At 67.9% G+C, this 20,298-nt stretch carries 18 protein-coding genes; 14 read left to right on the forward strand and 4 right to left on the reverse strand.

The genetic code is table 11. From position 1 onward, the window contains the following. Positions 1-179 precede the first annotated feature (179 nt). The gene (locus ACG3SL_RS03585; protein ID WP_448663771.1) at positions 180-2,972 is read left to right on the forward strand and encodes a TonB-dependent receptor; all 2,793 of its coding nucleotides are present in this window, start codon (positions 180-182) and stop codon (positions 2,970-2,972) included. Between the two features lie 151 nt (positions 2,973-3,123). On the opposite strand, the gene iolG is transcribed toward ACG3SL_RS03585, so the two are convergent. Further along, the gene (iolG, locus tag ACG3SL_RS03590; protein WP_448663772.1) at positions 3,124-4,107 is read right to left on the reverse strand and encodes an inositol 2-dehydrogenase; all 984 of its coding nucleotides are present in this window, start codon (positions 4,105-4,107) and stop codon (positions 3,124-3,126) included. Between the two features lie 133 nt (positions 4,108-4,240). Here iolG and ACG3SL_RS03595 point away from each other — a divergent pair, with 133 nt between their 5' ends. The 7 genes from ACG3SL_RS03595 (at position 4,241) to ACG3SL_RS03625 (ending at position 11,476) form a co-directional block, all read left to right on the forward strand. Further along, positions 4,241-6,154, forward strand: coding sequence for a bifunctional 5-dehydro-2-deoxygluconokinase/5-dehydro-2-deoxyphosphogluconate aldolase (locus ACG3SL_RS03595; RefSeq protein ID WP_448665056.1), 1,914 nt, complete (start codon positions 4,241-4,243; stop codon positions 6,152-6,154). Beyond that, entirely contained in the window at positions 6,151-7,977 is a 1,827-nt protein-coding gene (iolD, locus tag ACG3SL_RS03600; protein WP_448663773.1) for a 3D-(3,5/4)-trihydroxycyclohexane-1,2-dione acylhydrolase (decyclizing), read from the forward strand. Before ACG3SL_RS03595 ends, iolD begins: the two co-directional genes overlap by 4 nt. Next, entirely contained in the window at positions 7,974-8,861 is an 888-nt protein-coding gene (gene iolE / locus ACG3SL_RS03605; protein WP_448663774.1) for a myo-inosose-2 dehydratase, read from the forward strand. The genes iolD and iolE overlap by 4 nt, the downstream gene beginning before the upstream one ends. A gap of 63 nt (positions 8,862-8,924) precedes the next feature. Continuing rightward, the gene (ubiM, locus tag ACG3SL_RS03610; RefSeq protein WP_448663775.1) at positions 8,925-10,091 is read left to right on the forward strand and encodes a 5-demethoxyubiquinol-8 5-hydroxylase UbiM; all 1,167 of its coding nucleotides are present in this window, start codon (positions 8,925-8,927) and stop codon (positions 10,089-10,091) included. 84 nt (positions 10,092-10,175) lie between these two features. Continuing rightward, complete coding sequence (locus tag ACG3SL_RS03615) at positions 10,176-10,784, forward strand: PadR family transcriptional regulator (protein ID WP_448663776.1); 609 nt, start codon at positions 10,176-10,178, stop codon at positions 10,782-10,784. Positions 10,785-10,855: 71 nt separating this feature from the next. Further along, positions 10,856-11,179, forward strand: a complete 324-nt coding sequence (locus ACG3SL_RS03620) for a DUF2218 domain-containing protein (RefSeq protein ID WP_448663777.1) — start codon at positions 10,856-10,858, stop codon at positions 11,177-11,179. Between the two features lie 36 nt (positions 11,180-11,215). Further along, positions 11,216-11,476 (forward strand): hypothetical protein, encoded by a 261-nt coding sequence (locus ACG3SL_RS03625; RefSeq protein ID WP_448663778.1) that lies wholly within the window; start codon positions 11,216-11,218, stop codon positions 11,474-11,476. Positions 11,477-11,544: 68 nt separating this feature from the next. Here ACG3SL_RS03625 and ACG3SL_RS03630 read toward each other — a convergent pair. Next, positions 11,545-12,508 (reverse strand): IS630 family transposase gene (locus ACG3SL_RS03630; RefSeq protein ID WP_448661465.1). Its coding sequence is split into 2 segments (ribosomal slippage): positions 11,545-12,156 and positions 12,158-12,508, totalling 963 coding nucleotides; the frame shifts between segments, so codons are not numbered across the junction. Between the two features lie 628 nt (positions 12,509-13,136). Further along, entirely contained in the window at positions 13,137-14,288 is a 1,152-nt protein-coding gene (locus ACG3SL_RS03635; protein WP_448663779.1) for a glycosyltransferase family 4 protein, read from the reverse strand. Between the two features lie 106 nt (positions 14,289-14,394). Between ACG3SL_RS03635 and radA the strand changes: the two genes are divergently transcribed. Then, positions 14,395-15,774, forward strand: coding sequence for a DNA repair protein RadA (gene radA, locus ACG3SL_RS03640; protein ID WP_448663780.1), 1,380 nt, complete (start codon positions 14,395-14,397; stop codon positions 15,772-15,774). 24 nt (positions 15,775-15,798) lie between these two features. On the opposite strand, the gene ACG3SL_RS03645 is transcribed toward radA, so the two are convergent. After that, entirely contained in the window at positions 15,799-16,674 is an 876-nt protein-coding gene (locus ACG3SL_RS03645) for a hypothetical protein (protein ID WP_448663781.1), read from the reverse strand. A gap of 177 nt (positions 16,675-16,851) precedes the next feature. Between ACG3SL_RS03645 and ACG3SL_RS03650 the strand changes: the two genes are divergently transcribed. The 5 genes from ACG3SL_RS03650 (at position 16,852) to ACG3SL_RS03670 (ending at position 20,298) form a co-directional block, all read left to right on the forward strand. Beyond that, a complete protein-coding gene (locus ACG3SL_RS03650) occupies positions 16,852-17,409 on the forward strand; it encodes a CvpA family protein (protein ID WP_448663782.1) in 558 nt (185 codons plus the stop codon). Between the two features lie 75 nt (positions 17,410-17,484). Next, positions 17,485-17,631: a hypothetical protein gene (locus ACG3SL_RS03655; protein WP_448663783.1), complete on the forward strand. Its 147-nt coding sequence runs from the start codon at positions 17,485-17,487 to the stop codon at positions 17,629-17,631. Between the two features lie 74 nt (positions 17,632-17,705). Then, positions 17,706-18,143, forward strand: coding sequence for an iron-sulfur cluster assembly scaffold protein (locus ACG3SL_RS03660; protein ID WP_448663784.1), 438 nt, complete (start codon positions 17,706-17,708; stop codon positions 18,141-18,143). Further along, positions 18,143-19,924, forward strand: coding sequence for a cation:proton antiporter domain-containing protein (locus ACG3SL_RS03665; protein ID WP_448663785.1), 1,782 nt, complete (start codon positions 18,143-18,145; stop codon positions 19,922-19,924). Before ACG3SL_RS03660 ends, ACG3SL_RS03665 begins: the two co-directional genes overlap by 1 nt. Then, positions 19,921-20,298 carry a diacylglycerol kinase gene (locus ACG3SL_RS03670; RefSeq protein WP_448663786.1) on the forward strand — a complete coding sequence of 126 codons (378 nt, stop codon included), beginning with the start codon at positions 19,921-19,923 and terminating at the stop codon, positions 20,296-20,298. Before ACG3SL_RS03665 ends, ACG3SL_RS03670 begins: the two co-directional genes overlap by 4 nt.

The following is a 20,298-nucleotide window of genomic DNA, read 5'->3' on the forward strand; positions in this document are numbered from 1 at the left end:
GTAGCCTGCCGGACGGGTGCGAAACTGTGTCCCGCGTGCCGCAGTTGCGAGAAAAAATATGGAAAATTCAAATCAAAAAAACTAGGAACAGAAAATGCATATTGACACATAAATGACAATCGCATTCCCTGTGCGTAACGAAAGCGCCGACGCAATGCCGGTGCGCAAGGGAGGTTGATATGATCGGGTTGAAGACGCGTGTCCGGCTGCTCACCGGAACGATGCTGCTGGCGGGATTGGCCGCGCCGGGCATCGCCTTGGCCCAGGATACGCCTCCCGCGCAGGACTCCACGGCGCAGGCCGGCTCGGGCGATGGGCCCGGCGAGATCGTCGTCGTCGGTAATCGCTACGAAGCGACCGACCTTCAGATGCGCACGGCCAACACCACCAGCGTGCTGTCCGCCGACGATCTTTCGCACACCGCCGTCCACAACGTCGCCGAAGCGCTGGGGCTGCTGCCCGGCATCAACGTGATGAACACCGGATCGGCCTTTGCCGGCGGCGTCGACGGCGCCTCGCGCGGCGAAGGCATGTTCGTGTCGGTGCGCGGCCTGAACGCCGAATATAACCTCAACCTCATCAACGGCGTGTCTGTGGCGCAGGGCAACCCGTACAGCCGCGGCGTCCAGCTGAGCCTGTTGCCGCCGTCGGGCCTGCAGACGATCGTGCTCAACAAGACGTCGCAGCCCGACATGCTGGGCGATGCGATCGGCGGGACGATCGATTTCCGCACGCCCTCGGCCTTTGACTATAGCGACGACCTGCGCGGATCGGTGACGATCGGCGGGCGGATGGAAAGCCGTGCGCGCGCCTATGGCAAGGATGGCCTGGGCTATAATTTCGCCGGCGATCTTTCGACCAAGTTCGGGCCGGAGCAGCAATTCGGCCTGTATGTCAGCGGCTTCTATGACATCCGCCACTATGCCAACAGCCTGGTCGGCGGCATCCAGGCATCCGGCTGCTGCGATTTCGGCTATGATTTCGCCGTCCAGAACGCTGGCGGCTCGAACCCGAGCAACCTCGATCCCGCGTCCAACCTGATCCTGACCGGCGCCAATTTCGGCATGTCGTCGGGCTATACCGAGCGCTATGGCGGCAACGCGGCGTTCGACTGGCGCCCCGACGACAACACCTCGCTCTATGCGCGCGTCACCTATGCCAAGGCGAACACGCAGCAGAACAGCGCGCTGACCCAGATCATCGCGATGGACAAGAAGACGGGTTCGGCGGGCACCCCGCTGGGCAACGGGCTGTACGCGCCGGTGCTGAGCAACGTCTCGACGCGCTTCTGGTACGAGACCAACCCCGCGCTCGCCACGCTGGGCACCGCGCAGCTGGGCGGCGAGTTCAAGGCGGGCAATCTGACGATCGCGCCGAACCTGTTCTACAGCTGGGGCAGCAACGAGCGGCCCGACCATATCGAAGTTGCGGCGCGCACGCTGGGCACGTCCGGGAACGGGCTGGCGTTCGGCGGATCGACGCTGTTCGGCTACCAGGACGGCTATCCCACGCCGCTGCTTCCCTCGAACATCTATTCGGCGCTGAACAACATTGCGGGCATGCCTGCCGCGGGCGGTGCCCCCGAATATACGCCGCAGACCAGCGAGCAGAAGAAGGGCGGGGCCAAGCTGGACCTGCGCTATGACTTCGACGACAGCGCGCTCCAGTTCATCAAGGGCGGCGTCCGCTACGAGAAGAGCAAGCGCGAGATCACCAACCGCGACTATACCGTGTCGGGCTATGGCGGGGCATCCAGCTTCGGCGCGCTGGGCATCATCTCGGACACCTATTCCAGCGTATGGCCAGGCCGCTATGGCTGGGCCGTGCCGGAGATCGACCAGAGCAAGCTGTTCGACCTGTTCAACCAGCTGGGCGGCGCGACCGATGCGACGATCGACACCTGCGGCAGCAACCCGATCAACAGCTATAACTGCAACACGCAAAAGGCGACCGAGCAGGTCTATGCCACCTATGCGATGGCGCAGTTCAAGTTCGGCGATGTCGAGGTCATTCCCGGCGTTCGCTATGAGCACACCGACATCGACAACACCTTCTGGGTCACGCCGACGCTGAACGGCGTGACCGGCACGGGCGCGTTCGCCAGCAACAAGGCGAAGTTCGACGCGCTGCTCCCCAGCGTCGCCGTGAACTACCGCCCGAGCGGCAGCGCGGTATACCGCGCATCGGTGTGGACCAGCTATGTGCGGCCGCCGTTCCTCCAGCTGGGCGGTGGTTCCAACACCAACGTCTCGGGCGGGGTGACCACCGTGACGCAGGGCAATCCGGACCTGAAGGCGATCCGCGCGCTCAACGTCGACGTGTCGGGCGAATGGGATTTCGGCCAGGGCGGCCACCTGATGCTCGCCGGCTTCTACAAGCGGCTGCGCAACTATATCTATGACAATGGCAGCAGTGCCGGTATCGTCACGGGCAGCAACCTGGGCGTGACGACGGGGACGATCACCTTCAAGCCGCAAAATGGCGGTTCGGGCGACGTCTATGGCATCGAGGCGAGCGCGCGGCAGAAGCTGTCGGCGCTGCCGGGGCTGCTCAGCGGGCTGGGCATCGGCGCGAACATCACGCGGCAATGGACCAAGGTGGACGTGCTGGGCGACGGCACCCGCATGGATCGCATCCAGAACGCGCCCGATCTGCTGGCGAACGTCCAGCTGTTCTACGAAGCCGGCCCGGTCAGCTTCGACGTGAACTACACGCACAGCGGCGCCTATGTCTCGGTCTACGACACGCTGGGCAAGGGTTCGACCTGGGACGATGTGTGGGTGCGCCCGATCAACCGGATCGACCTGCACGCCGGGCTGGAAGTGACCAAGACGTTCAAGCTCGACCTGTCGGTGGCGAACCTGTTCAACACCTACAGCTATTGGGCGCACATCGGGAAGAAGAGCCTGGCGGTGTCCGACATCGTCAATTCGGGAACGACGACGCTGCTCACCGCAACCGTCAAGTTCTGAGCATAGGGGATGGGGGTGTTTTTGATGCTGTTTCAGCGAGGCTGAAACAGAGCGGCACCGGCCCGCTCCCCCACCCGGCCACCCAACGGCAGTATTCTATGGGTGGCCGGGTGGGGGAGTGGGCCGGTGCCGCCGCAGCGCAGCTGCAAAACTAAAGCGCCTCCATCCTCCCGCTTTTCAGCGATCGCGTCGCCGCGTCGGCCAGTGCCAGCGCAGCGACGCCGTCCCGGGGCGTGATGGCGGGCGGGGCGCCGTCGATCACGTCGGCGAAATGGTCCAGTTCGGCGCGATAGGCCTGGGCGTAGCGATCGAGGAAGAAATCCTGCCACCGATCGGTGGTGGCGCCGTGCGCGTCCCATTGTTCCACCATCGTCTCGGCCACATTGCCGACGCGCAGCATCCCCTGCGCCCCGAACGCCTCGATCCGCTGGTCATAGCCATAGCCGCTGCGGCGGCTCGAGCTGATGCTGCACAGCCGCCCGCTGGCCGTGCGCAGCACGGTGCGTGCGGTGTCCACGTCCCCGGCATCGCCGATCGCGGGATCGACCAGGCAGGCGCCGCTGGCGAACACCCCCACCGGCTCCTCGCCCAGCAGCCAGCGGGCCATGTCGAAATCATGGATCACCATGTCGATGAACAGCCCGCCCGACGCCGCGACATAGGCGGGCGGCGGCGGGGCGGGATCGTGGCTGACGATATGAAGGGATTCCAGCGCGCCGACCGCGCCCCCCGCCAGCCGCGCGTGGAGCGCCGCGAAATGGGTATCGAAGCGCCGGTTGAACCCCAGCAGCACGCGCGCGCCCAGCATGTCGAGCCGGTCGGCAGCGGCGGTGGCAGCGGCGAGGTCGCGGTCGAGCGGCTTTTCGCACAGCGCCGGCTTGCCGGCTTCGGCGGCGGCAAGGGTATAGGCGATGTGAGTGTCGGTTGCGCTGGCGACGACCACGCCCGCAAGCGCCGGGTCGCCGATGGCATCCGCAGCGCCACTCGCCCGCGCGCCGTGGCGGTCGGCCAGCGCGGCGGCGGCGCCGGAGTCGCTGTCCACGACATGTGCCAGCCGCAGGCGGGGGTGCGCGGCGATGTTTGCCGCATGGATGCGGCCGATCCGTCCGGCGCCGATCAGCGCGATTGCGTGCATGCAGCCTCCTTGCGCCCAGGTCCTTTCCACAGTCGGAGCCCTGTCGGCAACGGCCGCGCAGGATATGGAACAAGTGTTGCAGTATGAATGCACCTGAAATAGGTTTTCCGACATGGGGAAACCGGTGACAGAAATGGCGGGGCACGGGGATGAAGGCGCAGCGGCGCTGGACCTGATTACGATCGGGCGGTCCAGCGTGGACCTGTACGGCGAACAGGTCGGCGGGCGGCTGGAAGACATGGCGAGCTTCGCCAAATATGTCGGCGGCAGCCCGACCAACACCGCGATCGGTGCCGCGCGGCTGGGGCTGAAGGCGGGGCTGCTCACCCGGGTCGGCGACGATCACATGGGCCGCTTCATCCGCGAACAGCTGGTTCGCGAGGGCGTGGACACGCGCGGGGTGCTGACCGATCCGGACCGGTTGACGGCGCTGGCGATTCTCGGCATCCGCGACGCGGAGACGTTTCCGCTGCTCTTCTATCGCGAGAATTGCGCCGACATGGCGCTGACTCCGGCGGACGTCGATCCCGGCCTGTTCGCGACGACGGGCGCGGTGCTGATAAACGGCACGCATCTGTCCCGGCCCGAGGTGTTCGCGACCAGCCTCGCCGCCGCACAGCAGGTGCGGGCGCAGGGTGGGCGCGTGGTATTCGATGTCGATTATCGCCCGGTGCTGTGGGGTGTGGCGCAGCCGGCGATGGGCGAGCAGCGTTTTGTCCCCGATGCGCGCGTGACCGCGACGCTGCAACAGGTGCTCCCGCTGGTCGACCTGATCGTCGGCACCGAGGAGGAAATCCACATATTGGGCGGCGCGACCGACACCGGGGCGGCGCTGCGCGCGATCCGGGCGCTGTGTCCGGCGCCGATCGTGCTGAAGCGCGGCGCCGAAGGTTGCGTCGTCTTCGAGGGCGCGGTCGAACAGGGGGTGGCGGTGCCCGGCTTCCCGGTGGAGGTGTTCAACGTGCTGGGGGCGGGTGACGCCTTCATGGCGGGGCTGTTGCGCGGCTGGCTGCGCGGCGAGCCGCTGGCAACGGCATGCCGCTGGGGCAATGGCTGTGGGGCGCTGGTCGTGTCGCGGCATGGCTGTGCGCCGGCGATGCCGGGGTGGGACGAGTTGCAGGCGTTCCTCGCCCGCGACGACTGGCCGCACCGGCTGCGCACCGACGCCGGGCTGGCGCAGCGCCACTGGGCGGCGCACAGGGCACGGCGCTATGACGCGCTGACGGTTCTTGCGGTCGATCATCGCAGCCAGTTCGACGCGCTGGTGCACGCGCTGGGTGTGGAGCGGGAGCGCGTGCCGGCGTTCAAGACTTTGGTGCTGCGCGCGACCGATCGGCTGGCGAAGGGCGACACCCGGTTCGGCGTGCTGCTCGATGGCGGCGACGGCGCGCGCGCGCTCGAGGCGGCGGCGGACATGCCCTATTGGACCGGGCGGCCGATCGAAGTCCCCGGTTCGCGCCCGCTGCAGTTCGAGGGCGGCGCCGATGTGGGCGTGACCCTGCGCGAATGGCCGGTGCAACAGGTGGTCAAGTGCCTGGTCTATTACCGCCCCGACGACCCGCCCGGGCTGCGCGCGATGCAGGATCGCCAGCTGCTGCGGCTGTTCGACGCCGCGCGGGCGACGCGGCACGAATTGCTGCTGGAAGTCATCGTCTCCGCCCATGGCCCGGTGGCGAGCGACACGACGGCGCGGGTGCTCGAGCATTTCTACACGCTCGGCATCTATCCCGATTGGTGGAAGCTGGAACCCGATGGCGATCCCGCCACCTGGGCGGCGATCGACGCCGTGATCGCGCGGCACGATCCGCTGTGCCAGGGCGTGTTGCTGCTCGGCCTGTCGGCGACGCCGCAGGTGCTGGTCGAGCGGTTTGCGGCGGCGGCGCCCTTTGCGATCGTCAAGGGCTTTGCCGTGGGGCGGACGATCTGGCACGATACCGCCCAGCAATGGCTGACCGGTGGAATCGACGACTCGGAGGCGATCGAGCGGATCGCGGAGAATTTCCGCGCGCTGGTGGAGGCTTGGCGCGCGGCGCGCGCGGCGCTGTGATTCCGCCTGCCACGGTGCGGCTTACCGCGGCGCAGACGCTGGTGCGGTGGATGGCGGCGCAGCATAGCGACGTGGACGGCGCGGTGCTGCCCTATTTCGGCGGAGTCTGGGCGATTTTCGGCCATGGGAACGTGGCCGGGCTGGGCGAGGCGCTGGCCGACGCGCCGGAGACGCTGCCGGTCTTTCGCGCGCATAGCGAGCAGGGCATGGCCCATGCCGCCATCGCCTATGCCAAGGCGCATCGGCGCGAGCGGGCGATGGCGTGCACCAGTTCGATCGGCCCGGGCGCGACCAACATGGTGACCGCCGCCGCCGTTGCGCATCTCAACCGGCTGCCGGTGCTGTTCCTGCCCGGCGACGTCTATGCCAGCCGGCGCCCCGATCCGGTGCTCCAGCAGGTCGAGGATTTCGGCGACGCGACGGTGTCGGCCAATGATTGCTTCCGCCCGGTGTCGCGCTGGTTCGACCGGATCACGCGGCCCGAGCAACTGATCGACGCATTGCCCCGCGCGATGGCGGTGCTGACCGATCCGGCTGCGTGCGGGCCGGTGACGCTGGCGCTGTGCCAGGACGTGCAGGCGGAGGCGTTCGACTATCCGGTGCAGCTGTTCCGCGAGCGTATCTGGCATCGCCGCCGGCCCGCGCCCGATGCCGGCGAGATGGCCCGGCTGGTGGCGGCGGTGCGGGCGGCGCGGGCGCCGTTGATCGTCGCGGGCGGTGGCGTGCTGTATGCGCGCGCGGAGGAAGCGCTTGCCGCGCTCGCGCAGGCGACCGGCATCCCGGTGGCGGAGACGCAAGCGGGCAAGAGCGCGCTGGCATGGGACCATCCCCAGGCGCTGGGCGGCATCGGCGTGACCGGCACCGATCCGGCCAATGCGGCGGCGCGGGACGCGGACCTGGTGATCGGCATCGGTACGCGCTTGCAGGACTTCACCACCGGATCGCGCACGCTGTTCGCGGCGGACGCCACGCTATGCCAGGTCAATGTGGCGCTGCACGACGCCGCCAAGCACGACGCGCTGCCGGTGCTGGGCGATGCGCGCGTGGTGATCGAGGCGCTGGCCGAGGCGCTGGCGGACTGGCAGGTGCCCGAGACATGGCGCGCAGCATATCGCGCGGACGTGGCGGCGTGGGATCGCGCGTGGCTGACGGCGACGGCGCCCGATGCCGGGCGGCCCGGCGATGCGCAGATCGTGCGCGCGGTTCTGGATGGTGCGGCGCCCGATGCTGTGGTCGTCTGCGCTGCCGGGGGCCTGCCGGGCGCGCTGCACATGCTGTGGCGCCCCCGCGTGGCGGGAAGCTATCACGCCGAATATGGCTTTTCGTGCATGGGCTATGAGATCGCCGGGGGGCTCGGCGCGAAGATGGCGATGCCCGACCGCGACGTGATCGTGATGGTCGGCGACGGCAGCTATATGATGCTCAACGCCGAACTGGCGACATCGGTGGCGCTGGGGCTGAAGCTGATCGTCATACTGGTCGACAATCGCGGTTTCGGGTGCATCGACCGGCTCCAGCGCGCGACCGGCGGGCGGGCGTTCAACAATCTGCTGGAGGCCCCGCCGGTCGATTTCGTGGCGCACGCCCGCAGCCTGAGCGCGCTGGCGGAGGCGGTGGCGGACCTGGCCGCGCTGGGCCCGGCGCTCGCCCGCGCGCGCGACGCGGAGCGCAGCACCGTGCTGGTGGTGCAGGCTGATCCGGCCCGCGCGGCGGGGATCGGCGGGCATTGGTGGGACGTGGCGGTGCCGGAAGTCTCGGAGCGGGCGGAAGTGCGCGCCGCGCGTGCCGCCTATGAACGCGGGCGCGCCGGGGAAGGGGCGTGACGCAGCGCTGGGGCGTCAGTCCGATCGCCTGGGCGAATGACGACCTGCCCGAGCTGGGCGTGGGCGTGACGATCGAGACGATTTTGGCGGACGCCCGCGCGATCGGCTTCGACGGAATCGAACTGGGGCATCTGTTCCCGCGCGACCCGGCGGTGCTCGCGCCGCTGCTGGCGCGACATCGGCTCGCGCTGGTCGGCGGCTGGTATGGCAGCGGCCTGCTCCAGCGTGACGCAGCGGCGGAAATCGCGGCGATGGCGCCGCATCTCGATTTGCTCGAACGGGTCGGGGCGGATGTCGTGGTGATCGCCGAGACGAGCAACGCGGTGCATGGCGACCGTGCGAGCCGGCTCGATACGCCGCCCCGGCTGGCGCCCGACGACTGGGCCGCGTTCGGCGCGAAGCTGGATCGGGTGGCCGATCATGTCGCCGCACGCGGGCTCAGGCTCGCCTATCACCATCATCTCGGCACGATCGTCGAGACCGGCGACGATCTGGCGCAGTTGCTTGCCGTGACGGGCGACGGGGTCGGGCTTACGTTGGACACCGGCCATGCGCTGTACGGCGGGATCGATCCGGTCGCAGTGGTGCGCGCCCACCCGGGGCGGATCGCGCATGTGCATTGCAAGGACGTGCGGACCGCCCGTCATGCGACGGTGCGGGCGGCGGGGGGCAGTTTCCTCGACGGCGTGCTCGCCGGCATGTTCACGACGCCTGGGGACGGCGATTACGCTTTTGCGCCGCTGGTCGACGCGCTGGCGGCGGCGGAGTATCGCGGCTGGATCGTCGTGGAGGCGGAGCAGGACCCCGCAATTGCCGACCCGCGCCGGTACAGCCGCCTCGGGCTGGAGACATTGCAGGCACTTCAGGCGTCGCGGCGGGATTGATCCGGCGCAAGGGCACGCCCGCTCGTCGCGTCCACGCAGGGGTGCCGGACTGGGAGAAGTGCCATGGAATGCGATGTCGCCATTGTCGGAGCGGGGCCCGCCGGGCTCGCCTTTGCGCGGTCGCTGGCGGGCACGGGGCTCGACGTCGTGCTGCTCGAACGCATGCCGATGGCGGCACTGGCGAACCCGGCGTTCGACGGGCGCGAAATCGCGCTGACGCATGGATCGCAGGCGATACTGGAGCGGCTGGGCGCGTGGGAGCAGCTGCCCGCCGATGCGGTGTCGCCGCTGCGCGCGGCGCGCGTGGTCAATGGCGGCTCGCGCTTTGCCCTGCGCTTCGATCCGGGCGCGCGCGACGCGACGCAGCTCGGCTATCTGGTGCCCAACCACGCGATCCGCGCGGCGCTGTTCGCGGCGGTACAGGGGCAGTCGGGGCTGCGGATCGTGCCCGACGCCGCCGTCGCCGAGGCGCGCGCCGACGGCCGCCGTGCGGAAGTGACGCTGGCGTCGGGCGCGCGCGTGCGGGCGCGGTTGCTGGTGGTAGCGGACTCGCGGATGTCGGAGACGCGCGACCGGCTGGGCATCGGCGCGGATTGCAACCCGCTGGGCCGGTCGATGCTGGTGTGCCGCGTGCGCCATGCGAAGCCGCATCGCGGGGTGGCGCTCGAGTGGTTCGACCACCATCGAACGCTTGCGCTGCTCCCGCTGAACGACGGCATGTCCTCGGCAGTCGTGACGCTGCCCGAGGAGGCGGCGCGGCAGATGGCGGCGCTGGACGATGCCGCGCTGGGGCGGGCGCTGACCCAGGCCTATCGCGGGCGGATGGGAACGATGGAAGTCGCGAGCACCCGGCACCTGTATCCGCTCACCACCACCTGGTCGCATCGTTTCGCCAGCGGGCGGGCGGCGCTGATCGGGGATGCTGCCGTGGGGATGCATCCGGTAACCGCGCACGGGTTCAACCTGGGCTTGCGCGGGCAGGCGTTGCTCGCGGCGCTGGTGGGGGATGCGGTGCGCGACGGGCGCGATTTCGGCGCGCCGGCGCTGCTCCAGCGCTATGCCACCCAGCATCGCGCGGCGTGCCGGCCACTCTATTCGGGCACGAACCTGCTCGTCCGGCTGTTCACCGACGAGCGGCCCGTGGCGCAGATCGCCCGCCATGCGGTGCTGCGGCTGGGGGCGGCGCTGCCGATGGTGCGGCCAGGGGTGCGGGCGATCCTGTCGCAATAGCGGGGAAAAAACACAGCACCCTCTTGCGCGGATGTTTTCAAGATATATCTTGTGCGCATCGAGACTCGAACAAGAGAGATTGAAATGCGATTTCATACCCATCATCATCACCATGGTCACGGCGGCTGCCGCGAAGCGGCTGGCCGGCATGGCGGCGGTTTCGGACGCGGCTTCGCCGGCTTTGGCTTTGGCGGCCCGCGCGGGACGCCGGACGGGCGCGGCGGCGGTCGCGGGCGGCGCATGTTCGACGGCAGCGAGCTTCGCCTTGTGCTGCTCAAGCTGATCGGCGAACAGCCGCGCCACGGCTACGACCTGATCCGCGAGATCGAGGCGCGCTCGGGCGGCGCCTATGCGCCCAGCCCCGGCGTGGTCTATCCGACGCTGACGCTGCTCGGCGACATGGAACTGATCGCCGAGGCCAGCACCGAAGGCGCGAAGAAACAATTCGCGATCACCGAGGCGGGCACGCGGCACCTGGCCGACAATGCCGAGGAAGTGGAGGCGCTGTTCGCGCGGCTCGCGGAACTGGGCAGCATGCAGGCGCGGACTTCCGGCGGACCGATCCGTCGCGCGATGGGCAATCTGCGCACCGTGTTGCAGGAACGGCTGTCCACCGACGAAGTGGATGCGGACACGCTGCACGCCGTCGCCGACATCCTCGACGAGGCAGCGCGCAGGATCGAGCGGCTGTAACCATGCCGCGACTGGAAATGCTGCGGCGCAGGCTGGGCATCCCGCCTGCGCCGCAGAGCGAGGAACCGATAATGACCGAAACGACCGTTACCGCGTCGGCGCTGGTGCCGACCGACCATTCCAGCAAGTATCTCCAGCAACTGTGCAAGCACTGGCAGCACAACCTCCAGGTGACGTTCACCCCCGAAAACGGCAGCGTGGTATTCCCCAAGGATGCGCGCGGCGCGGACTTTCCCGGCGACGCGGTGGCGACGTTCGATGTCGCCGAAACCGGGCTGGAAGTGCGGATCGACGCGTCGTGCGCCGAGCAGCTGGAGGCGCTGAAAGGCGCCGTCGCCCGCCACCTCGATCGCTTCGCGTTTCGCGAGGCGCCGCTGGGGTTCGACTGGAAATAGGCTGGCCGGGCGCGCTGCCGCGTGCAAGGGGGCAGCGTGGCGAAGAAGAAATACCTGCTCACCGCGACGCTGCCCGATGGCTATGTAAAGACCATCGGGCCCACGGCCACGCCGTTCACCCATTATTGGCGGATTGTCGCGCAGCTGGAAAACGGCAGGACCGAAGTGTTCTGGGGCCATGTCCAGTCGCTGGCCGAGGCAAAGCGCAAGCGGGCAGCGGCGGAAGACGGCGCGCGCCAACGCGGCTGGGCCGGCTATGCATTCGAGATCGTCGAATTGACGCGCAGCGCGCCGTGACCGTTGTCGCATTGCGCGCGGGGGCGGCGGCTGGGCCCGTGCCAATAATCCCGAAAGCTAGAGCAATTTCACATTGACCGTTGATATCCAGCGGCCTGGAAGAAGTTGGCACATTCGCAGGGCGGGAAGCGATCAAGGAGTTCGCCGATGCGCTCGACAAGAGCATCGACGGTTCGGGCTGGCTGCTGGCGCAGGAGTGCCTTGAGCTTGGCGAAGGCCATCTCGATCGGGTTCATGTCGGGGCTGTAGGGAGGCAGGTAGAAGAGCTGGGCGCGCCGGGCGGTGATCGCCTCGCGGATGCCGGCCACCTTGTGGGCGGGCAGATTGTCGAGCACCACGACATCGCCGCGCCGGAGCGTGGGGGCCAGGACGTCGCGGACATAGACCCGGAAGGCATCGCCATCCATCGGCCCATCGAGCACCCAGGGCGCGGTCATGCCGGTCAGGCGCAGGCCGGCGATGAACGTCATCGTCTTCCAGTGTCCGAACGGCACGCGATCGCGGCAGCGCTCGCCGACCGGCGCCCAGCCATAGAGCCGCGCCATCTTGGTGTTCACCCCTGTCTCGTCGAGGAAGACGAGGCTTTCAGGGTCGATGAACGGCTGGGCTGCCCGCCACAGCTTGCGACGTGCCGCCACGTCCGGCCGCTCCTGCTCGGCTGCGTGCAGGGCTTTTTTTAAACGACAGGCCGAGCCGCCGAACCGCGTTCCACATCGCACCGGTGCTGAGCCCGATCCCATGTTCGGCCAGCAGCCACGCCTGCGCCTGCGCCAGCGTGATCCCAGGCCGCGAGCGGATGTGCGCCGCCAGCACCAGTTCCTGTGCCGGGGAGAGTTTGCGCGGAGGACGGCCGCGGTTCGGGTTGATCCCGGCATCACCGGTCAGCCGCCGTCGAATCCGCGCCTTGTAGATATAGGCAATACTGACCTTGAAGATTACTGCTGCCGCGCGGACCGGCATCCCGCTGTCCACCGCCGCCAGCACCCGATCACGCAAATCCTGCGAGTAACTCTGCCCAGGTCGCCAACCCATCGCCGCCTCCTTCGTGACGGCTGCCTATGAATCACACGATCAGCGAAAAGGGAATCCCCCGTGATTCCACCCGTCGTGAACCCGCTCTAGGCGGTGGGCTCATAAATTCGGAATGGCCTAGAGCGCCCAAGTTTCTGTCGTTGCTTGACCTCAAGTCTTCCCACTTGTGGAGGTGCGCGCCAAGAGCGATACGCTCTCGCGTGCTCCGCTGCCCGCTTGTCTGTCTTCCGCTTCTGTTGCTCGCGGCTTGCGGAGGCAGTGAGCGGCAACTCCCAGCTTGTTGGATGAACCATTCCTTCAAGGACGGTCAGCGTGTGGCTGGCCGAGTGACCATCCTCGTGAGCGATCAGATGGACGGGTTGATGGATGTGTCGAGCATGCTTGTGTCGCCTCTAACATGCGAGAACGGCTCGTTTCTTGTTGAGAATGAGCCCCTTAGATTATCCAAACTGCGGAGAACCTGGACCGATGATCGCCCCCTGTTTGGAAGCGCGTACGAAGCAGACATCACCGGCACCGTCCGCCTCATCAGGCGACAAAATCATGCCGGAGATGCCAGCTCCTATTCAATTGTGATATCCAAATTGGGTGAACTGAGAAGTGTTCGGCGTCCACGCTGGTGGAAGCCCTAACTCCCCTTGCGCGCCAGCACTTCCAGATAGGTGTCGAGCACCGCCTGATTGATCGCGTCCCATTGATAGCCCTGGGCCTTGGCCGCACCCGCGGCGCCGGCGGCGGCGGCGAGGGTGGGGTCTTGGGCCAGCCGGGCGATGGCGTCGGTATAGGCCTCAATATCGCGCGGGGGGACGAGGAAGCCGTTCACGCCGTCTTCGATCAGATCGATCGCGCCGGTCGCGCGCGCCGCGACCACGGGGACGCCGCACGCCATTGCTTCCAGCGTGACGTTGCCGAACGTCTCGGTAACGGAAGGGTTGAACAGGACGTCCATCGACGCGACGGCGCGGGCCAGATCGTCGCCGCGCTGGAACCCGGCAAAGGCGGCACCGGGCACGCGCTCGGCGAACCATCCGCGCGCCGGGCCGTCGCCGATCACCAGCACGCGATGCTTGATCCCGCGCGCCTCCAGTGCGGCGGCGACGCCCGCAAAGATGTCGAGCCCCTTTTCGAGCACGAGCCGGCCAAGAAAGCCCACGGCGAACTCGTCGTCCGCCACGCCGATCGATCGCCGCCATTCCAGGTCGCGGCGTTGCGGGTTGAACCGTTGATGGTCCACGCCGCGCGACCAGATGCGGATCGGCGTCTTTACGCCCCAGTCGCGAATCAGCTCGGCCGTCGAATTGCCCGGCGTCACCACCTGGTCGACGCGGTTGTAGAACCGCGTGAGCAGCCGGATCAGCGGCGGGACGAGAAAGCCGAGATGATAATAGCCGGGATAGGTCTCGAACCGGGTGTGGAGCGAAGCCACCGCCGGCACGCCCCGCTTGCGCGCCCAGCGCAGCGCGCCGTGGCACAGGAACTCGGGCGCAGAGAGGTGGACGATATTGGGGGCGAATGCCTCCAGATCGGCGCGCGTGCTGCGCGGAAGGCCCAGCGCGAACTTGTATTCGTCGCGCCCGCCCGGCACCGGCAGCGCGGGAACGCTCACCAGATCGCCAGTGGGCGGGAAGGCCGGGGTGTTCGTCGTCGGGGAATATACCCGTACCTGCACCCCCTGCCGCAGCAGATAGCCGACGAGCAGGTTCAACGCCTGGTTCGCACCATCGCGGACATAGTTATAATTGCCGCTGAACAGGGCGACGCGGAGGTCCGGGGCTTGCATTGCGGGCCGGGACTTAGCGGGCGCGCGGCGTCAGGTCCACAGGCGATGACCACGGGCGGCGCCCTTTAGTCTTGTTCCCTTCCTGTTCCTGCGCTAGCCCATGGGCATGGCGAAACCCCAGAAGCGTTATGTGTGCCAGGCCTGCGGGTCCGTCTCGTCCAAATGGGCGGGGCAATGCGGCGATTGCGGCGAATGGAACACGCTGGTGCAGGAGGTTGCGGTGGCCGACACGCCGTTTCAGGCGCGGCACAATTTGCAATCGGGCGGGCGGACGATCCAGCTGACCGGGCTGAATACCGAAATCGCATTGCCCGAACGGATGACCAGCGGCATCGCCGAGCTGGACCGTGCGCTGGGCGGCGGCTTTGTCGAGGGGAGCGCGACGCTGATCGGCGGCGATCCGGGCATCGGCAAGTCGACGCTGCTGCTTCAGGCGGCGGCCAAGATCGCGCTGCGCGGGCTGAGCGTCGCCTATGTCTCGGGCGAGGAAGCGGCGGACCAGGTGCGGCTGCGCGCGCGGCGGCTTGGGCTGGGCGAGGCGCCGGTCCAGCTGGCGTCGGCGACATCGGTGCGCGACATCCTGACGACGCTGGGGGAGGGCGAGGCGCCCGACCTGCTCATCATCGATTCGATCCAGACGATGCATTCGGACCTGATCGAAGGCGCGCCGGGCACGGTGAGCCAGGTACGCGCGAGTTCGGGCGAACTGATCCGCTTTGCCAAGGAGCGGGGCACCGCCGTGGTGCTGGTGGGACATGTGACCAAGGATGGCAGCATCGCCGGCCCGCGCGTGCTGGAGCATATGGTCGACACCGTGCTATCGTTCGAAGGCGAGCGCAGCCACCAGTATCGCATCCTGCGCGCGGTCAAGAATCGCTTTGGCGGCACCGACGAGATCGGGGTCTTCGCGATGGAGAGCGAGGGCTTGAGCGAAGTGGCGAACCCGTCGTCGCTGTTCCTCACCCAGCGCGACGAGAGCGTGACGGGGACGATCGTGTTCCCCGCGCTGGAGGGCACGCGCCCCGTGCTGGTCGAGGTGCAGGCGCTGGTCGTGCGGCTGGCCAGCGGGGCGACGCCGCGCCGCGCCGTGGTCGGCTGGGACAGCGGGCGGCTGGCGATGGTGCTGGCGGTGCTGGAGGCGCGGTGCGGGCTCAGCTTCTCGACCTGCGAAGTCTATCTGAACATCGCCGGCGGATACCGGGTACAGGACCCCGCCGCCGACATGGCAGTGGCGGCGGCGCTGGTATCGGCGCTGTCCGAACGGCCGATGCCGGCGGATGCAGTGGCCTTTGGCGAGATCGCGCTGTCGGGCGAGGTGCGCCCGGTCGCGCACGGCCCGCTGCGCTGTCGCGAGGCGGCCAAGCTGGGCTTTGGCCGGGCGATGGCACCGATGGCGCAAACGGGCGCCAAGGGCGATGGCGGCGGGCTGACCATGGCCGGCTTTCGCAACCTGGCCGCGTTCGTGGATCACCTGCTGGGGCGGTGAGGCCCCAGCAGGCGTCGGTGCGGTTTACGCCGCCGCCGAGAGCGTGGCTTCGGGCTGCGGCGCGGCGGGGAGGAAATCGTCGATGTTCAGCATCGGGTGCGGATAGACGAACTGGTTGGCAGCCATCGGCAGCACGACGCCTTCGGCTACGCCCGCCATGAAATAGCCGCCGCCGAACGCATTGGGCGTGGTCATCCTATGATCGTGGTACACCGATCCGATCGGCGCGAATTTCAGGTCGGTGCCGAACACCGCGTAGAGCGCGAGGTCGACGAAATCCATCCGGTGCACGGGCCCGCGCAGGTGCGTGTCCTGCGCAATGACCGCCAGGATCTTTTCGCGGACATAATAAAGCGATGCCATGTCCTTCACGACCTGGCCGAATTCGTGCGAGCCGTCATGGTGGATGATCGACGTGCGCCCGCGTTCGGGCAGCATCACCTGGCGGACATAGCTGGGCAGGTCGCCGTGGAACAGGCGGATGCGCTTGGCCGCTTCGGGGTACATGCGGCGTACGCGCTCATAGGCGAAGCGCAGATAGGGTTCATTCACATCCACCATGTCGAGGTCGAAGTCGAACGGCCCCATGCAGCCGGCGAGGTACGAACTCGATCCGCCCATGAACACGCCGACTTCCACCACGCGATCAAACTGGCCGTTGAAATCGCGCAGCGACCGCACCAGATCGAAATAATAGCGCGCCGAACATTGGTCCTCGTAATTGAGGTCGAGCGCCTCGAGCTTGCCGACGATCGCGTCGAAGATGCGGTTTTCCCCGAGCATGCCGCCCATGTCGCTCAGCGAACGATAGCCGGAGCCGATCTTGGTCCCTACGTCCGCCGCGACTGCTTCGAAATCTTCCGGTCGGTCCGACGGCGTGATGAATCCGCGAAAGCGCATAAAAGTGACCCCTGCTTTGCGCGCGGCAGAGGGCCGCGCGACATCCTAAACAATTATAGGCGCGTCGTTCGGGCAGCGGGCGGGGGGCGCCAAAATCGGCGCTTCCGCGCGGCCAAAATCGGCGCTTCCGCGCGGGGCGTCCGCTGCGCTAAGGAGCCCGCTGAAAGGGCGCGCGCCATGAACTTGACCGGACTCGACATCATCGTGCTGCTCGCGATCGGCGGCGCGGCCATATTGGGGTTCATCCGGGGCTTCGTCACCGAAGTGCTGGCGCTGCTTGCGTGGTTGCTGGTGGTGATGGCGCTGAAGTTGTTCCACACGCCGCTGGCCGAACTGCTTTCGCGGGCGGTGGGCACGGCGCAGGGCGGGGCCGTGCTCGCCTTCGCGATCCTGGCGGGTGCGACCTATTTCGGCGGGCGGATGGTGGCGAACGCGATCGGTGCCCGCACGCGCGGCAGCTTCCTGGGCCCGATCGACCGGGCGCTCGGCTTCGGTTTCGGCGCGCTCAAGGGGCTGGTGCTGGTCAGCATCGCGTTCCTGTTGATGGTGCTGGTGTTCGATACCGTTGGTGGCGGCCCGGCACAGCGGCCGAAATGGATCACCAACTCGTCCACCTATCCGCTGCTCGATCGCACCAGCGCCGGCATCGCCGAGTTCGTGGACCGCCGCCGCCGGGGCGAGCCGGTGTTTGCGGAGCGCCGCGCCGAGCGGCGTCGCGCGGAAGCGGCGCAATAGGCTTATTTCACACGGCCGGGGAAGGGTTTGCGGCGACGTGCGTTGTAGGGCGCACATCACCGCAGCGGAGCATCCATGAACCCCGACAATATCGACGCCGAAAACCAGCCCCAGCCGCGCCGCATCCGCAAGGGGATGGGGCTGGCGATCATCGTGGTGTTCGCCCTGGTGGTGGTCATCTTCATCGGTTTCAACCTGCAGGCGGTGGTGCACAACACCTGATCCGCCCGCGCCGGCGCCGACCCCATACCCTTTTGGGGGTCGCATCTGGCAATGCGCTCCCCTAAGTCTCGGGGATGAATGCGCCGCTGTACAACACCCAGATTCTGCGGCTTGCCGCGACGATACCGTTTCACGACCGGTTGCCCGCGCCCATGGCGAGTGTCGAGAGGCGCTCGCCAGTATGCGGAAGCCGTGTCACGGTGGATGTCGATGTCGATGCGGACGGCAGGGTAGCCGCGATCGGGATGCTCGTACGCGCATGTGCGCTGGGCCAGGCTTCGGCCTCGCTGATGGGGGCGCACGCCGTCGGGCGCAGCGTCGCCGAACTGGCGACTGCGCGCGATGCACTGACTGCGTGGCTGGCGGGCGACAGCCCCGACATACCCGATTGGCCGGGCCTGGACCTGTTCGTGCCCGCGCTACCGCACCGGGGCCGCCACGCCTCTATCCGGCTCGCGTTCGAGGCTGTGGCCGAAGCGGCGGCGCAGGCAGCGGCTGGAGCGCGCGGCTGATGGAGGATCACGCCAACCTGTCGCTGCTGCACGACGGCGTGCCGATGCTGGGCTTCGCGCTGGTGTTCGTGCTGATTTTCCGCCGGCTGGGGCTGGGTGCGACGCTGGGCTTCCTGGTGGCGGGCGCGATCGTCGGGCCGCAGGGGCTCGGGCTGGTCGGCGATGCCGAGGCCAAGATGGGCATTGCCGAACTGGGCATCGCGCTGCTGCTGTTCCTGGTCGGGCTGGAGCTGTCGCCGGGACGGCTGTGGCGGATGCGCCGCGACATTTTCGGGCTGGGCCTGTTGCAGGTCACGCTGTGCGGACTGGTGGTCGCGGGGATCGTGTGGTTCGTCACCGGATCGTCGGTGGGCGCGGCGCTGGCGCTGGGGCTTCCGCTTGCGCTGTCCTCGACGGCGCAGGTGCTGCCGCTGCTGCAATCGGCGGGCCGGCTGCGCACCGATTTCGGCGAGCGCGCCTTTGCGATCCTGTTGTTCCAGGACCTGTCGATCGTGCCGCTCATCACGATCGTCGCCGCGCTGTCGCGCAATCCGGCGGACCAGAACGGCCCGCCGGGCTGGCTGCTTGCGGTCTATACGGTCGTGGCGATCGCGGGGCTGATCCTGGCCGGGCGCTATTTGCTGCGGCCGATGTTCCGGCTGATCGGCAATCTGGGCGAGCGCGAGATGTTCGTGTTCGCCGGGCTGTTCACCGTGATCGCGAGCGCGGCGATCATGGAATCGCTGGGGCTGTCGGCGGCGCTCGGTGCGTTCATCGCCGGCGTGATGCTGGCGGATTCGCCGTACCGCCACGAGCTGGAGGCCGATGTCGAGCCGTTCCGCTCGATCCTGCTTGGCATGTTCTTCCTGGCGGTGGGCATGACGCTCAACCTGCATGCGATTGCCGAGCGGCCCTTCTTCGTCGCGGGCATGGCACTCGCGCTGATCGCGACCAAGGCGGCGCTCATCATGGGGCTGGGGCTGTTGTTCGGGATGAAGCGGCGCCAGGCCTTTGCGCTGGGCGTGCTTCTCAGCCAGGGCGGCGAGTTCGGCTTCGTGCTGTTCGCACAGGCGCAGGCGGCGATGCTGGTCGAGGGCCAGGCCGCCAGCATCTTCGGCGCGATCGTCACGCTGTCGATGGCGACGACGCCATTCCTGATGATGGCGACCAAGCGCCTGCGCGCGGAGCCCGTGGCGAGCGCCGAGGGGCTGGAGGCGCCGCAGCATGACGGCAGCAATGCCGTGGTGGTCGGCTATGGCCGCTTCGGCCAGACGGTCGCGCAGATGCTGATCGGTCAGGGCATCCCGGTGACGATCGTCGACACCGACGTAGAGATGATCCAGGTCGCCGGGCAGTTCGGGATGAAGGTCTATTATGGCGACGGCACCCGGCTCGATATATTGCGCCAGGCGGGGGCCGAGGATGCCGAGCTTCTGCTGTTCTGCCAGGACGGCGACGGCCTGGATACCGAACGGCTGGAGGCGATCCACCATAGCTTTCCCAAAGCGTCGATCTTCGTGCGCGCCTTCGACCGGCGCAGCGTGATGAAGATGAAGGGGGCGCCGATCGCAGGCGTGGTGCGCGAAGTGATGGAAAGCGCCGTGGTGATGGCGCGGCGTGCGATGAGCGCGGTGGGCGTCGACCAGCAGCAGATCGAAAAGACCGAGACTGAATATCGCCGCCGCGATTTCGAGCGGCTGAAGCTGCAGCGCGAGACAGGCGACCTTTATGCCGGGCGCGAAGGGATTTTCAGCCAAGCGGGACAGGCGGCTGCTGCGGCAGCGGATCTGGAGCGCAAATGAAAGGGCGCGGGCTCCGCGCCAGGCTGGGCTTCGCGACCGACGGCATCCGCGCCGCGTGGGCGCGCGAGGCGAGCTATCGCGCGCAGGTCCGCATGGCCGGACTCGCGCTGGTGGCGCTTGTCGTGCTGCGCCCCGTGCCAGTGTGGTGGGGACTGGTGGTAATCGTCATCGCGCTGGTGCTGGCGCTCGAATTGGTCAACTCGGCGATGGAGGCAGTGATCGACCTGCTGCATCCCGGCATACATCCGGCGATCAAGGTGGCCAAGGACATGCTGGCGGGTGCGGTTCTGACGATGAGCATTGCTGCGCTGGCGGTGGGCGTCGCGATGGTGCTCGATGCCGGACCCGGATTTCTGATGGAGTTGGGCTTGTGA

Source organism: Sphingomonas degradans (assembly GCF_053502645.1).